This is a genomic window from Paludibacterium sp. (assembly GCF_019232825.1).
Lineage (GTDB): Bacteria > Pseudomonadota > Gammaproteobacteria > Burkholderiales > Chromobacteriaceae > Paludibacterium.
Genome location: NZ_JAFAND010000127.1, coordinates 1 through 14,362 on the forward strand (window position 1 = coordinate 1; position 14,362 = coordinate 14,362).

Here is a 14,362-nt window from a genome sequence, read left to right on the forward strand (position 1 = left end):
GGGCGTTTCGCGCCCGGAGCCTCGCCTGATGCGCCGCCTGATCCTGTGCGCCGACGACTTTGCCCAATCCCCCGGCATCAGCCGCGGCATCCTGGCACTGATCGATGCCGGCAGGCTGTCCGCCACCAGCGTGTTCGCGCCCTCGCCCTGCTGGCCGGAATTCGCGACCGAGCTGGCGACACGGCCGGTCGACGCCGGTCTGCACGTCAACCTGACCGAGGCGCTCGGTATGCCGACGCGCGGCCTGGGCTACTGGTTGCTTGCGAGCCAGCTGCGGCTGCTGTCCCGCGCGCGCCTGCGCGACTGTATTCTCAACCAGATCGACGCTTTCACCGAACAGCTTGGCCGCCTGCCGGACTATCTGGATGGTCACCAGCACGTGCACGCGCTGCCGGTAGTGCGCCAGGCGCTGACCGACGCCATCGCGCGACGCTGGCCCGAGAGCCACCGCCCGTACGTCCGCCGGCCGGACCGGCTGGCGAGCCTTGGCGATAGCGGTTTCAAGGGCAAGGTGCTGCGAACCTGCGTGGCCGGCTTCAGCGCCCATTTACGGCGGCAGCATCTCGACGGCCCGGACTGGTTCGCGGGGCTTTACTCGCTCACGCCCGGCGCCGATTTCGCCGCGCTCATGCGCCACTGGCTCGACATGGCGCCGGATGGCGCGCTGATCATGTGCCACCCCGGGCTTGCGGATCCCCTGCCCGACCCCATCGCCGTCACGCGACCGTTGGAATACGCCTACCTGATGAGCGAGCGCTTCGCCGCCGACCGCGCCGCGTGCGACGTGCGGCTCGCGCGCTACCGCGACTGACCGCCATTTTCGTCTGACACGGATTCGGGGGACGGCCCGGCGGCGGACAACCATTGTTCCAGCAACGGCTTTTCGTCCGGTTCGGGTACCGCGCGCGGCGGCAGTTTGAACAAAAACGGCGCCGGTGCTTCGATGGCGCCGGACAGATGCCGGTCCCGCGCCAACTGCGCGCAGCGTATCGCATCGATCGCCACCCCGGCGGAATTCGGGCTGTCCTCCACGTCCAGCCGTACTTCGATGGAAAATGCCATATCCAGGCAGGCATTGCCCTCCAGGCGGATATACGCCACTTTGCGGTCCTTGAGCAGCGGCAGGTAATCGGAGGGGCCGACGCTGATTTCCACCTGGGGCCCGAGCAGATCGGCAATGGCGTGGGACTTGGTGAACTTCTTCGAGGCGGCGCGACCGCGCTCGGCCATATTGTAAAAATCGGCATTGCCACCGACATTCAATTGATAGGTCGAGCGCACGCGCGCACCACGGTCGAGCAATGCCTGGCAGATTCGGCGATGCAACATCGTCGCGCCGATCTGGCTTTTGATGTCGTCGCCCAGCACCGGCACACCCGCCAACCGAAAACGCTCCGCCCAGGCCGAGTGGGTTGCCACGCGCTCGGGATTGCAATTGACGAACGCGCAACCGGCCAGCAAACTCGCCTCCGCATACAGATCGGTATCCTGGCGCGCACCTACCGGCAGATAGTTGACGACCACGTCGACGTGCCGCCCGCGCAGCAGCTCGACGATGCTGTCGACCGAGGTTTGCAGGCAGGCCGGATCGACTTCGATCTCCTGGCTCAAATTACTGCCGAGGCCATCCTGAAAGGCCCCCGGCGCCACGGTCACCCCCAACACCGGCACCGCCACATAGCGGGTGGTGCAGTTGGGGGCAGCGCCGATCGCCTCGGCCAAGTCCCGGCCGACCTTCTCGCGGTTAACGTCGAATGCCGCCACCACCTTGACCTGCCCGACGCCGTAGCCGCCGAGCGTCTGGTGCATGACGCCGACAAAGCCGTAATCGAACTGCTTGGATGCGTGGATGAGCTGAATCAGACTGGCGGCGCAATTGCCCACACCGACGATGGCCACATGGATGTTCTTCATTCATGACTCCTGATGGAAAGGGGAGAAATGAACCAACGGGCAGCAGGCTTGACGTTTTGGATTTTGAAATTTTGCACCGCCCATCGTAACGACGGCGTGACAAGACGGAAAGTTGGCGCGGCACGCTCACCAAGCGTCAGGCCGCCAGGCGGGTGCGTCAATCAGCGCACGGAAATCCGCGCGCAAGAATAGCGTCCCCTCTTGCGGCACACATTGAAAGGCGAAAGGCTCGTCCTCCAGCTGGAAACGAAGCTGCCAAGCATGCAGATAGCCCCGGTCCGCCGGCTCGCCGCCGGCGGGATGGTAGCGCTCATCGCCGATGATCGGCGCCCCCAGGCTCTTGAGCGCCACACGCAGCTGATGCGTGCGACCGGTCAACGGCTTGAGGAAAAACACCCGCAGCCCTGGCGCGAGCGACACGCTATGAAAATGGGTGACGGCAGGATTGTCCCGTGATGCCAGCAAGCGCCAGGAACCGCCTCGCCCCTTCTCCATATCCCCGCGCACCCAGCCCTGCTTCTTGGCCGGCTTGCGATCCGACAACGCCAGATAACGCTTGTCGATGCGCCGCTCGGCAAGCGCGGTGGACAGTTGCCGCGCCATATCGGGCGAACGCGCGAGCAACATGAGCCCCGACGTCATCCGGTCGAGCCGGTGCACCGGCCACATATCGCCAAGCTCAGCCCGCGCCAGCTCGATCAAACCCGGTTCCTCGTCTTGGCGATGAAAGCTGACACCGGGGCATTTGTCGATCACAAAAAATCGCGGATCTTGGTGTACCAGGCGGAACGCGCGCTCACTCCCCGGCATAGCGAAGCCCCAGCGTCGCGCGCGCCGCGTCCAGGATGGCGATCATGCGGCGCGAGTGGTCATGGCTGACCAGCGGGCTTTCCAGCGCGCCCTGGCGCAGCAGCTGGCAGAAGTGGGCGGTCTCGTAATTGAGGCCGCCGCCCTCGGCCGGTTCGTTGAGCTCGATGACACGGCCGTCGTTGTATTGGATGGTCGCATGCGCCGGATTCCACCACTTGTCGTGCAGGGTCACGTGGCCCAGCGTTCCGGCAAGCATCGCATCGCCCTTGCCGCTGACGTCCAAGCCGCTAAAGAGCTGGGCCATACCCTGATCGAAGCGCACGTTCAGGCTGGCGAACAGATCGACGCCGCCATCGCTCATCCGTCCCAAGGTTTGCACCTCGCGCGCCTCGCCCAGCCAGTCGACCGCCAGGAACGCGCCATAGATGCCGATATCGAGCAGGCTGCCGCCGGCCTGGTCGTGTTGAAACAACGTGCTGTCGGCCGGGGCGGTCGAGGTGGAAAAACCCGCGCGCACGAGCCGAACCGGGCCGATCGGCGCCTGCGCCAGATGCTGGCGCAAGCGCTGGTAGAGTGGAAAAAACGGCGGTTTCATCGCTTCCATGAATAGCCGTCGATGGCGGCGCGCCTCTGCCAGCACGCCCTCCAGCTGCGCTGCGTTCAATGCCGCCGGTTTCTCGCACAGCACCGCCTTGCCGGCCGCGAGTGCGGCGCGGGCGTAATGTGCGTGGCTGTCGTGCAAGGTCGCGATGTACACGGCGTCGATGTCGCTGGCCAACAGCGCCTCGAGCGAATCGCAGGGACTGGCGTCGCCGGCGAGCGCCAGCGCGGCGGCAGCCTCCGGACGGCGCGCCCAAACATGCCGTAGACGCGCTTCGGGCACATGACGCAGCGAATCAACGAAGCGTTGGGCAATGCGCCCGGCGCCGATGATACCAAAGCGCACCGGGGCAGAAGGTTGTTGCGGCATGAAGGGCTTCCATGGAAGAAAGGCGCCCATTGTGCCCGCGTTTTTCAGCCGGAATCAATCCACGTCCAGATCGCGCATGCGCGCCTCGGCCTCCATGCGCATCTTGCGGCGGATCTCGGCTTGGCGGAAGCGCTTTTTCTGCGCGTCGGTATCGAGCGAGAGCGCCGGCACCTTGACCGGCTTGCCATCCTCCAGCGCCACCATGGTGAAGTAACAGCTATTGGTATGGCGCACAGAGCGCTGCTGAATATTCTCGGCCACCACCTTGATACCGACCTCCATAGAGGTACGGCCGACATGATTGACGCTGGCGAGAAACGTCACCAGTTCGCCGACATGGATCGCTTGCTTGAACAGCACTTGGTCGACCGACAATGTCACCACGTAACGGCCGGCGTAGCGGCTGGCGCAGGCATAGGCGACCTGATCGAGCAACTTAAGCAATACCCCGCCATGCACATTGCCGGAGAAATTCGCCATATCCGGCGTCATCAGCACCGACATCACCAACTCGCGCTCTACCATGCCGCGTTCCTTATTCGTTTGAATTGACGGGAGTAACTGCTAAGATCATAACAGCATAAAGGCTTGTTTCCATGTCGATTTCCTCGATCAGCGCCAGCAACTACACCAGCAGCAGCAGCCCCTTCCCGGGCAGCAGCCAAACGCTGACGCCCGCGCAGCAACAAGAAGTCGCCCAACTCCAGGCGACCGACCGCGACGTGCGCGCGCACGAACAAGCCCACCTTAACGCCGCCGGCGGACTTGCCACCAGCGGCGCCAACTTCACCTATGAAACCGGACCGGACGGTAAGCGCTACGCCATCGGCGGCGAAGTGTCGATCGACACCTCGCCGGGCCGCACGCCGCAAGAAACGCTGGACCGCGCGCGCCGGGTGGTGAAGGCCGCGCTGGCGCCGGCCGATCCGTCGGCGCAGGATCTGCGTGTGGCTGCCGAAGCCGAGCAGCAGATCAATCAGGCCGAGGCGCAACTGCGCGCACAACAGACCCAGCAACAAAAAACCGGCGGCGCGAACGCCGCCGGCCCTTCCGCTTATACCGCCAGCGGCGCCGGGGTAACCAGCAATACCCAGAACGGTGGTCTGGTCAACACCTACGCCTGAGCCGGTTGATGCCGCGTCAGCCGAAGTCCATTTCCCACCACGATCAGACTGGCGCCGACATCGGCGAACACCGCCATCCATAACGTGGCGACGCCGGAGAGCGCCAAGGCAAAGAACACCAGCTTGATCGCCAACGCCAAACCCAGGTTGAAACGCAGCACACGCATCGTGCGCCGCGCCAGCGACAGCATTTGCGGCAACTGGGCGAGGCGGTCGTCCATCAAAGCCACCGCCGCGGTTTCCAGCGCCGTGTCCGAGGCCGCGCCCACGGCAATGCCAAGGTCGGCGCGCGCCAGCGCCGGCGCATCGTTGACGCCGTCGCCGACCATGGCCACCACGCCGTAACGGTTTTGCAACCGCTCGATCTGCGTCAATTTGTCCTGCGGCAGCAAAGCGCCGTGCGCGTCCTCGATGCCGGCGATCCGTCCCAGGCTATCGACCACGCGCTGGTTATCGCCGGAGAGAATGGCGGCGTGCACGCCGAGCGCGCCCAGACGCGACACGGCCAGGGCGGCATCGGCGCGGGCGCTGTCGGCCACCGCGAAAATCGCCAATAGCCGCGCGCCGTCCAACAGCAGCAGCGTGGCTTGCCCTTGCTGTTCGATGTCGTCCAACTGTTGCTGCAGCTCGACATTCAGCGCGCCAGCCTCAAACGCCATGCGCCGGCTGCCGATGGCGAGTTCGCGGCCGTCGACCGTGCCGGTCACCCCGAGCCCCGCGCGCTCGCTAAGGTCGCCGGCAGCCGGCAAGACCAGCGAACGCGCTCGTGCCGCCTGTTGCAGCGCCAATGCCAGCGGATGGGTGGAATGGGCATCCAGCGCGGCGGCCAAGGTCAGCGCCTGCGTCTCGTCGATGCCTGGCATCGGCACGATGCGCGCCACCTGGGCCTGGCCGGTGGTCAGCGTTCCGGTCTTGTCGAAGGCCACGGCGCGCACGCGGGCTGCGGTCTCCAGCGCCTCGCCGCCCTTGATCAATAACCCATGCCGCGCCGCCGCGGCCAGCGCGCTCACCAGCGTCACCGGCGTGGCGATCACCATCGCGCACGGGCAGGCGATCACCAGCAGCACCAGCGACTGATAGAACGCGGCGCGCGCCGGCATCAGGCCGACGAGCGGCAGCAAGATCGCTGCGGCAACGGCCAACAGCACCACCACCGGGGTATAGGCGCGGGCGAAGCGGTCGATGAACCGTTGCGTCGGCGCCTTCGATGCCTGCGCGTCGCGCACGCTGTCGATGATGCGCGCGAGCACCGAGCCATTGGCGGGCGCGCGGGCAACGATTTCCACCAGCCCCTGGCCGTTGATACTGCCGGCGAACACGGTGTCCCCCGCCTGCTTGTCACGCGGCAGGCTTTCACCGGTGATCGGCGCCTCGTTGAAGCTGCTCCGGCCGGCGGCCAGCTCGCCGTCGAGCGGTACGCGCTCGCCCGGACGCACTCGAAGCCGCGAACCCACCGGCACATCCGCCACCGGCACTTCGCGCCAGTCGCCCCCTGCATGCACCCAGGCGGTGGCCGGCGCCAAGTCCATCAGCGCCCGTACCGCATGGCCGACACGTGCGAGCGACAACGCTTCGAGCTTTTCCGCCAAACCAAACAGAAACAGCACCATCGCGGCCTCCGGCCACTGGCCGATCAGCAGCGCGCCGCCCACCGCCAGCGCCATAAGGAAATGAATGTTCAACACGCGCGAGCGCAGCGCGATCCAGCCCTTTTTCAGCGTCGGCAAGCCACCGCAGAGAATCGACAACACGGCGAGCGCCATCACCAGCGGATGTTGATCGCCCGTCGCCCAGGCCACACCCTCGGCCGCCACCGCCGCCATGCCGGAAAACAGGAATACCCAAGACCGGGCCGGCGCGGCGGGCACGGTTGCCGCAGGCGCGTCGGCAGCGATCGGCTCGGCGCGCATGCCGACGTGCCCGACGGCGGCAATCAACTGCGGAATCTCCAGCGGCGCGTGCTCGACCGTCAGCACCCGTTCGAAGAAATCGAACTGCAGCCCGGTCACACCCGGCACGGCGGCCAAGGCCTTTTCGATCAGCCGGGCCTCGGTCGGACAATCCATCGCCTGAATGCGCAGCAGGGTGCGCTCGGCGCCGGCTTGATCGCTGAAGCGGGTGGCGTGCGCGCCGTGATCGTGATCGTGATCGCGGTCGTGACTGTGATCGTGCCCGTCATGCGGGGGGTGGCGGTGGCCGTGCGTGGGCGGCGTGGGCGCGCAGGCATGGCCGGCGCAACCGCAAGAGGTCTTGCGCAGGGTCGGTTCGCTCATGGTACTGTCCTACATAGTAAGGGGTGCTATGTAGCGCATTTCAGACCCTGAAGCTACTATAGGGTCAAGGACTTTTTTGCGAGCAATAGGATGCTGATCGGTGAACTAGCCAAAATGGCCGGCTGCGAAGTCGAAACCATCCGCTATTACGAAAAAGAAAAACTGCTGTCGGCGCCGGAACGCGGCACATCCGGCTACCGCCACTATCGCGGCGAGCACTTGGGCGAATTGAATTTCATCCTGCACTGCCGCTCGCTCGGCATTTCGCTGGCGGAAATCCGTCAACTGGCCGACTTCCGCGCCGATCCGTCATTGGCCTGCGAGGAAATCAATCAGCTGATCGACCGCCACATCAAGAGCGTGCATCAGCAACTGGAATCGCTGCGCCTGTTGGAACAGCAACTGCTGACCTTACGCCAGCGCTGCCTGCATGCCAGCGACGCCGCGCACTGCGGGATCTTTCAGACCCTGGTGCAAGCCGCCGAGGGCGAAGGCTGCGCCTGCCACGACGGCGTGCTGACCACGCCGTCGTCCAGACAGGACTAGGGTCTATCTGCAGACAGGCCCTAATCGACAGGCTCGGCAGCCTCTTCCGCGGCATACTCCAGAATGTCCCCCGGCTGGCACGCCAGCGCGCGGCAAATCGCGTCGAGCGTGCTCAGACGCAACCCTTTGACCTTACCCTGTTTCAGCAGCGACAGGTTCTGCTCGGTAATATCGATCATGGCGGCAAGATCCTTGGATTTGATCTTGCGGCGGGCAAGCATGACGTCCAATCGAATGACAATCGCCATACGGCGCCCTTTCAAATGAATTGCTGGTTTTCCTGCTCGACCGCGACACCCGCGCGCAGCACGTGCGCAATCACCGCGAGGCAACCGGCCAAATACAGCGCAACCAGATCCGGCGACCCCAACGACAGCGACACCACATGTCCGCCAGCGGGGGCGGTCGCGGTCAACCACATACTGAGCGCCGGTTCGGACACCAGCGACAGCCCCACCCACAGAGCGATGTAACGTGCGATGCGGCTCATCAGCTCGGCCGTATGCTCGGAGAAATACGCGCGCCTGCTAAATGCGTGGAACAACCCGCGCGAGCACCAGAATGCGGCGGCAAGCGCGGTGAGTGGAATGCTGCTAATCGCGGCGGCACCGAACAACTGCCAACCGGCAAGGGAAGCCAAGTCGACGTGCCAACGGGCTGCAGCGCCTTCCGGCATGCCGAAGCGCAGACCGTATTGTTGCGCGATGTCGGGATTAAACCAGCACAACACGTTCAACAACAAGGTCGCGGCTACCAAAGCAGTTGATATCGCGGCCAACGCGGCGCTTAGCTTCGAGATTTGTTGCGAGGTCATGTAAGCTCCGATTAAAGAGATAAATACATAAATTATCGTAGCACAATCATTTATATTTACAAAAGGATAATTCTTAAACAAGAAAGCCGACGCAAAACGCCGGCCAGGTTGATTCGTGCGCGCCAATTAGGATATGCCGCGGAAGACCGCACTCACCGTGTCAATGGCAATCGAGACCTGGATCATGGCCAGCGGCCGCAGCCGCTTGGCGATACTCAGGAGCAGCGACTATTTTTTCCTGAAGATCAAAGCCGCCTTCCCCGGTAATCCGTGAAGAACATCGAGTAGGAGGCGGGGTCTCCCCGCCATCCTCGTGAGTGCGCCCTGCCGGGCGCGCAAAAAAAATGGGCCGGCTTGAAGGCCGGCCCTAATCAACGCTCGTTATGGGACATACGGAGAAAACGTCTTCCGCAATGGTGCCCACACAGCACACAGGGAACTGGTTGCTACAAATACATCACGACCGTGGTATCACCACAATCGCCAACAAAATCTTCAGACCGGCGGTTATAATCACGTCCGGAAACCCTTCGCCTGGAAGCCATCCCAGCCAGAGCACCCCGAGTACCAGGAACATCCCTAATACCCCGGCGGGTACCGCTGGCAGGAACTGACTCACAACACAACACAGGGAGAGTCGTTAGTATAGGGTCGCTGCTAATATTCTAAAAATGAATTAAAATTATAAAATCGATTCCAATTTAGAATGTGATAAATGGACATCCGCGCCCTACGCTACTTCACCGAAGTCGTTCGCCAACAAAGCTTTACCCGTGCCGCCGAACGCTTGTTCGTCACCCAACCCACGATCAGCAAGATGATGAAACAGCTCGAGGACGAGCTGGGCGTGCCGCTCTTTATCCGCGAAGGCCGCAGTTTTCGTCTGACCGACGCCGGCCGGGTCGCCTTTGAACGCGGCCAGGATGTACTCTCGGCGATGACGCGCATGAAAACCGAACTCGCCGATCTGGTGTCGTTGGAACGGGGCGAGCTGATGGTGGGCCTGCCGCCGATGTCGGGCGGCGCCTTCTTGGCCCCGGTTGTCAGCACATTCCGAGAACGCTATCCGAATATCGAACTCAAAGTAGTGGAAGACGGCGCGGTCGCGATCGAAAACAGTGTCAAGAGTGGCCAATTGGAAATCGGCGCCGCGGTGCTGCCGGTGGACACGCAAGTCTTCGAGCAATTCGGTTTCGCCCGCGACCCGCTGTGCGTGGTGGCGCCGGCCGGCTCGCCCTGGCACGGTAAGGCCTCGGTGCACCTGGCCGATGTGGCCGATTGGCCGATCGTGTTCTTCCCGGAGGACTTCACGTTGAGCCGGCGCATCCGCGCCGGCTTCGCCCGGCTCGGCGTGCCGATGCGCATCGCCGGCCGAAGCGCTCACTGGGACTTCATTGTCGCCATGGTCAACGCCAACCTGGGCATCGCGCTGCTGCCGCACTCGGTGGCGGAACGGCTCGACGCCCACGCCTTCGACGTGATCCTGCTCGACGAGGAGCAGATCGTGTGGAGCCTGGGGCTGATCTGGCAGAAAGACGTTTACTTATCGCACGCTGCGCGCGCCTGGATTCAGGTCACGCAGGAAATTTTAGGGAAATTGCCATGAAAAACACCCTGCGCCGCCTCGCCCTACTGGCGACTTTGAGCCTGCTGGCCGCCTGTGGCAGCCTGAACTTGAAGAAACCCGAGGTGCAGGTGGCCGATATCCAGGCCGGCCACAGCACGCTGCTGCAACAGGATTTCACCGTGACGCTGCGGGTACAGAACCCGAACGACCGCGAACTATCCGCCCGCGGTCTGGCGTTCGAGCTGAAGAGCCACGGCAAAACGTTGGCCACGGGGCTGAGCAACCAAGCGATCTCGATCCCGGCGATGGGCGAAGGCACGGTACCGCTGACCGTGCACGCCTCGCTGCTCGACCTGATCCAGCTGGCGCAAAACGCGCTGGAGCAAGGCGACGGCACGCTGGACTACCAGATCAGCGGCTACCTCGACGGCGTCGAGGGCTGGGGACGTATCCCCTTCAAGCGCGAGGGAAATTTGAAAGTGCCGCATTGACGCAGCCTTCGGGCGAGGAGAATGAGATTGCAAACCGCACTGCAGACCGAGCGGCTTTCGTTGCGCCAGGTGCAGCAACATGACTACCCGTTTTATCTGAGCCTCAACCAGATTCCGCAAGTCATGCACTTCATCGAACAGGGGCGTAGCGAGCAAAAAATCGCCGAATTGTTTGCCAAGAGCCTGCCGCCGTGGCATCAGCAGGCGGAACAGACGCTGCAATGGCTGATCGCCGAGAGAGAAACCGGCGCCTTGGTCGGTTTTTTTGGCGCTCGTTTACAAAACCCGCCGCAAGGCCCGGCCGAGATCGGCTACCGGCTGCACCCGGCCATGCAGGGCCACGGCTACGCGCAAGAGGCCGGCAGGGCCGTGCTGCGCTTTTTGTTCGAAACCTGCGGGGTACACAAGGCGGAAGCGGTGGTCACCGGCGGCAACCAGGTGTCCAGCCGTTTGTTGGAACGGCTGGGCTTCCGCTTGGAGGGCATCCAGCGCCAGCACTATTGGATGGGCGGCGCCTGGCATGACGATTGGCACTATGGGCTGTTGGCGGATGACCCGCAGCCGGGTTAGGGTTTATCCGGGTGCACCGGCCCCGCGGCAAAGCTGGTGCCGCCGCCGGTGGCATCCGGAATGAAGGTCATCGCCACGTCCTGCATTTTCCCGCACAGTCTGAACGTCCAGATTTCGTTCCAAACGCCCTTGAACGTTTTATCGCCTTCGACGACGTCGTGCGCCGGGGTCGTGACGCGCATATCGAAAACGTCGATTTGCCTGCAATCCTTCTGCCCGGTGCTCACGACGGCCGTCATCAGCGCGGACTTCATCGCATCCGCGACCAAAACCGGGCCCGCATTGGTCGAACCGGGGATGTAGGCTTTCGCCGCAGGCGCATCGCCGTTGGCGTTGGCCAGGAAGAACGCGTTATAGAACTTGGCCTCGCCGCAACGCTCAAGCTGGTAGCGCGCCATCCACAAACCCTTGGTGGGGTTCGCTTTGCCGGCCTCAAAGCTTATCGGCTTTAACACCACGATGCTGAATGGCTTCACTTGATATTGCGATTTACAGTCCGGTTTCAGGCCGAATTTCTTGTCTTGCTCCACCCCAAACCGAAACATCTCCTCCGCCAGCGGCGGGGAAAAGACATAGTCGAGCGCCGGCTTATTATTGTGCAGATCGGCCGCCGTATTGATGACCGTATCGGCCTGAGCAACACGCGCCAGCATGAACGTGGCAACAAAAACGGCGGCCAGCACCGCCAGATTTTTTTTGATCATGAAATGTCTTCGCTTTGATCGTTAAAGTCGTCGAGCGGGCATTGTACGCGCACACAATGCTATCATCATTGTTTTTTGAAACCATATACTCACCATGCAAGCCATCCTCGAATTAACCGATCAGCCGGCGGACAGCGAGCTGGCGCAGATCTCCGATGCGCTCGACCAATTCAACATCCAGGTTTCCGGCGTTGCCGACCGCACGCCGCTCGCCATTCTCGTGCGCGATCCCGAAACGCACGCCGTGTTGGGCGGGCTGACCGGGCGCACCTCGCTAGGTTTGCTGTTCGTCGATATTTTCTATTTGCCCGAACAGCTGCGTGGACAAGGGATGGGGAGCCGCATGCTCAAGATGGCGGAAGACGAAGGGCGTCGGCGCGGCTGCAATGCGGCGGTGCTTTACACCATCAGCTTTCAGGCCCCGGAGTTTTATCAGCGCAACGGCTGGCAACGATTCGGTGAGATCCCCTGCCAGCCGGCCGGCACCAGCAGGGTGTTTATGAGCAAGCGCCTCGCCTAGGGTTTGTCTGCACGCGGCGGGTGGTTTTAAAGAGGAGAAAACCCGTAGTTAATAACTGCATTGTTATTTTACAAATCCGCCATGCTGTTCACGATCACCGTCACGGCACAGGCGATACGCAAGAGCACTAACGTTGTCACCTAAATGGCAACCAACGCCGTCCGTATGTTCTTATTTATGCATTTGTCCACATTCCATTTATTCAACATCACGCTGAAATTGTGCAGCCAAGGCCATCTATGTAAAATAAATTACCGACGTAGCCTTATTTTTAAAAAGCAATAAAAACGGAAAATGAAGGAAACAATCATCAATGAAACGCCCATTGTTCTTCAGCTTGCTATGGCTATTTACCCATAGCGCCTGGGCAAGCCAACCGCTTGCATTGCTTCCAGTAATCGATTCATCCGCCAATATCCCCCGGCCCCTGGTCGAGGATATGCTCGCCCAGGCTTTTACCGGTACCCATCAATTCTCCCTTGTCCAGCCAGCACAAGCACCGAGCCCCCTCGACCAGCTCAGAACGCCACCGGCGAAGTTACTTGATGCCAACCCCGCCACCGTGACTAGCATTGGCAGACAGGCCGGCGCCAGCATGGTGGCGTTGATGAGTCTGGATCAGTACATCTATACAACCAAAGTATCAAAGTTCAACGAGGTTACTTTCCCTGGCTCGAACGAAATCATGTACTACCGAACCACGGGATTCGCCTATCACGCCCAATTGACCCTCAACGTGAAATTGGCAAATGTTAAAACCGGTCGGATAGCTCAGTCATTCGATATCAAAAGCAACTGTGAAAATGGATTTACAAACGATGCCGTCGAATGTTCGCTGGAGCTTCTACAGGACAAACTGAAACGCGAGCTGAAGACTCACTATCCCACGGTTGCACATATCGTCAAAGCCAAATCCGATACCGAATATATACTCGATATTGGCGCCGGCGAGGGAATTGAAATCGACGACAAAATGACCGTGTTCAACGAGGGTAAAAACGGCGCCGCTCGGTCAGTACTCGGAGAGGGGGTTATTACCCAATTATCTGGTGATATAGCCGTGCTGAAAGTCTCACAACTAAATGGGCCTATCGAGCTCGGAAAGACAAAAGTAGAATCGCACCCACCCGAGAAAAGCAGGCGTGAAAAATATAACGACGGCGAGTCTTAGCCTCCAATAAACACGTCAAGGACATGAATCATGAAACGCATTTTGTTGCCTGCAGCGCTTTGGCTATTCTGCCTCGGCGCACTTGCCGCCCCAACGCTCACGTTACTCCCGATCATTGAATCCTCACCCAATCTGCCAACCGCCTCGGCCAGCGATACGTACACCCAGGCGTTTGCCGATGTGCATCGCTTCAGTCTTGCGGCAACCGGCAACCTCGCCAACACACTGGATAGGCTTAAGCAGCTGCCTGCGGGGTTGCTCAATGCCGACCCGCGCGCCCTCGCCGATCTGGGCAAACAAGCAGGCGCGCAAATCGTGGCCGTTGGGCGCGTGAGAGGATCGGAAACCACACTGCAATTGGATGAGGACCGTTCTGCCAACAATACGCATGCCACAACCTACGCCACCGTCCTCATGCTGGAAGTCAGGCTCATCGATGTGCAGACCGGTGCGGTGATCAAGAACCTGTTTTTCAACGCGCGCAACTTTTCCGTCAAGAAAGACGACTGCTTGGATGACTCGTTTTCCGATCTTCAGGATGACCTGACGAAAGAACTCCAGACTATTTATCCACTGCAAGGCCATATTGTCCAAGCGAGCGGCAATTCGGAATACATGATCGACATCGGCTCTGCGAGCGAGCTGAAATCCGGCAGCCACATGCTGATTTTTGAGGACGGTGCGCCGATTCCGGACCCAAGCACAGGCAAACTACTGATGGGCGATCAAACCGTGCTTGGCGAAGGGGTCATCACCCACGTTGCGCACGATAGCGCCGTGCTGAAAGTCTCACATCTGAACGGCACGATCGAGGCGGGGAAGACAAAGGTGGAAGCGGCGCCCAAAGAGGCGGGATTCTGGTCGTCAATGGTCAAGAAAATACTCTGA

The 14,362-nt window shown here is 61.5% G+C and carries 17 protein-coding genes; 9 read left to right on the forward strand and 8 right to left on the reverse strand.

What is annotated here, in order from left to right; all coding sequences use genetic code 11:
- Nucleotides 1-811 (forward strand): ChbG/HpnK family deacetylase (locus JOZ06_RS16260; protein ID WP_293234308.1); only part of this gene is annotated, 811 nt, incomplete at its 5' end.
- Here JOZ06_RS16260 and JOZ06_RS16265 read toward each other — a convergent pair.
- From JOZ06_RS16265 to JOZ06_RS16280, 4 genes are all read right to left on the reverse strand, one after another.
- Nucleotides 799-1,914 carry an inositol-3-phosphate synthase gene (locus JOZ06_RS16265; RefSeq protein WP_293234310.1) on the reverse strand — a complete coding sequence of 372 codons (1,116 nt, stop codon included), beginning with the start codon at nt 1,912-1,914 and terminating at the stop codon, nt 799-801. The genes JOZ06_RS16260 and JOZ06_RS16265 overlap by 13 nt on opposite strands.
- A 126-nt stretch (nt 1,915-2,040) precedes the next feature.
- Nucleotides 2,041-2,724, reverse strand: a complete 684-nt coding sequence (locus JOZ06_RS16270; protein WP_293234312.1) for a TIGR01621 family pseudouridine synthase — start codon at nt 2,722-2,724, stop codon at nt 2,041-2,043.
- A complete protein-coding gene (locus tag JOZ06_RS16275; RefSeq protein WP_293234314.1) occupies nt 2,711-3,694 on the reverse strand; it encodes a Gfo/Idh/MocA family oxidoreductase in 984 nt (327 codons plus the stop codon). Before JOZ06_RS16275 ends, JOZ06_RS16270 begins: the two co-directional genes overlap by 14 nt.
- A gap of 54 nt (nt 3,695-3,748) precedes the next feature.
- Complete coding sequence (locus tag JOZ06_RS16280; protein ID WP_293234316.1) at nt 3,749-4,219, reverse strand: acyl-CoA thioesterase; 471 nt, start codon at nt 4,217-4,219, stop codon at nt 3,749-3,751.
- A gap of 71 nt (nt 4,220-4,290) precedes the next feature.
- Here JOZ06_RS16280 and JOZ06_RS16285 point away from each other — a divergent pair, with 71 nt between their 5' ends.
- Nucleotides 4,291-4,818: a putative metalloprotease CJM1_0395 family protein gene (locus tag JOZ06_RS16285; RefSeq protein WP_293234318.1), complete on the forward strand. Its 528-nt coding sequence runs from the start codon at nt 4,291-4,293 to the stop codon at nt 4,816-4,818.
- Here the strand turns inward: JOZ06_RS16285 and JOZ06_RS16290 are convergent.
- Nucleotides 4,809-7,091 carry a heavy metal translocating P-type ATPase gene (locus tag JOZ06_RS16290; RefSeq protein WP_293234320.1) on the reverse strand — a complete coding sequence of 761 codons (2,283 nt, stop codon included), beginning with the start codon at nt 7,089-7,091 and terminating at the stop codon, nt 4,809-4,811. The genes JOZ06_RS16285 and JOZ06_RS16290 overlap by 10 nt on opposite strands.
- Nucleotides 7,092-7,181: 90 nt before the next feature.
- Here JOZ06_RS16290 and JOZ06_RS16295 point away from each other — a divergent pair, with 90 nt between their 5' ends.
- The gene (locus JOZ06_RS16295; protein WP_293234322.1) at nt 7,182-7,637 is read left to right on the forward strand and encodes a Cd(II)/Pb(II)-responsive transcriptional regulator; all 456 of its coding nucleotides are present in this window, start codon (nt 7,182-7,184) and stop codon (nt 7,635-7,637) included.
- A 20-nt stretch (nt 7,638-7,657) separates the two neighbouring features.
- Here the strand turns inward: JOZ06_RS16295 and JOZ06_RS16300 are convergent, their stop codons facing one another.
- Both JOZ06_RS16300 and JOZ06_RS16305 read right to left on the reverse strand, forming a co-directional pair.
- Nucleotides 7,658-7,885 (reverse strand): helix-turn-helix transcriptional regulator, encoded by a 228-nt coding sequence (locus tag JOZ06_RS16300; protein ID WP_293234324.1) that lies wholly within the window; start codon nt 7,883-7,885, stop codon nt 7,658-7,660.
- 11 nt (nt 7,886-7,896) lie between these two features.
- Entirely contained in the window at nt 7,897-8,451 is a 555-nt protein-coding gene (locus JOZ06_RS16305; RefSeq protein WP_293234326.1) for a DUF2975 domain-containing protein, read from the reverse strand.
- A gap of 715 nt (nt 8,452-9,166) precedes the next feature.
- Between JOZ06_RS16305 and JOZ06_RS16310 the strand changes: the two genes are divergently transcribed.
- From JOZ06_RS16310 to JOZ06_RS16320, 3 genes are read left to right on the forward strand one after another with little or no spacing between them, the layout of a single operon-like run.
- A complete protein-coding gene (locus JOZ06_RS16310) occupies nt 9,167-10,057 on the forward strand; it encodes a LysR family transcriptional regulator (RefSeq protein ID WP_293234328.1) in 891 nt (296 codons plus the stop codon).
- Complete coding sequence (locus tag JOZ06_RS16315; RefSeq protein WP_293234330.1) at nt 10,054-10,509, forward strand: LEA type 2 family protein; 456 nt, start codon at nt 10,054-10,056, stop codon at nt 10,507-10,509. The genes JOZ06_RS16310 and JOZ06_RS16315 overlap by 4 nt, the downstream gene beginning before the upstream one ends.
- 21 nt (nt 10,510-10,530) lie before the next feature.
- Nucleotides 10,531-11,079, forward strand: a complete 549-nt coding sequence (locus JOZ06_RS16320) for a GNAT family protein (protein ID WP_293234332.1) — start codon at nt 10,531-10,533, stop codon at nt 11,077-11,079.
- Here JOZ06_RS16320 and JOZ06_RS16325 read toward each other — a convergent pair.
- On the reverse strand, nt 11,076-11,783 hold the full coding sequence (locus JOZ06_RS16325) for a hypothetical protein (RefSeq protein ID WP_293234334.1): 708 nt from the start codon (nt 11,781-11,783) through the stop codon (nt 11,076-11,078). The two genes, JOZ06_RS16320 and JOZ06_RS16325, sit on opposite strands and share 4 nt — an antisense overlap.
- A gap of 94 nt (nt 11,784-11,877) precedes the next feature.
- Between JOZ06_RS16325 and JOZ06_RS16330 the strand changes: the two genes are divergently transcribed.
- From JOZ06_RS16330 to JOZ06_RS16340, 3 genes are all read left to right on the forward strand, one after another.
- Nucleotides 11,878-12,303, forward strand: a complete 426-nt coding sequence (locus JOZ06_RS16330) for a GNAT family N-acetyltransferase (RefSeq protein WP_293234336.1) — start codon at nt 11,878-11,880, stop codon at nt 12,301-12,303.
- A gap of 313 nt (nt 12,304-12,616) precedes the next feature.
- Complete coding sequence (locus tag JOZ06_RS16335; RefSeq protein ID WP_293234338.1) at nt 12,617-13,474, forward strand: hypothetical protein; 858 nt, start codon at nt 12,617-12,619, stop codon at nt 13,472-13,474.
- Nucleotides 13,475-13,504: 30 nt separating this feature from the next.
- Nucleotides 13,505-14,362 carry a hypothetical protein gene (locus JOZ06_RS16340; RefSeq protein WP_293234340.1) on the forward strand — a complete coding sequence of 286 codons (858 nt, stop codon included), beginning with the start codon at nt 13,505-13,507 and terminating at the stop codon, nt 14,360-14,362.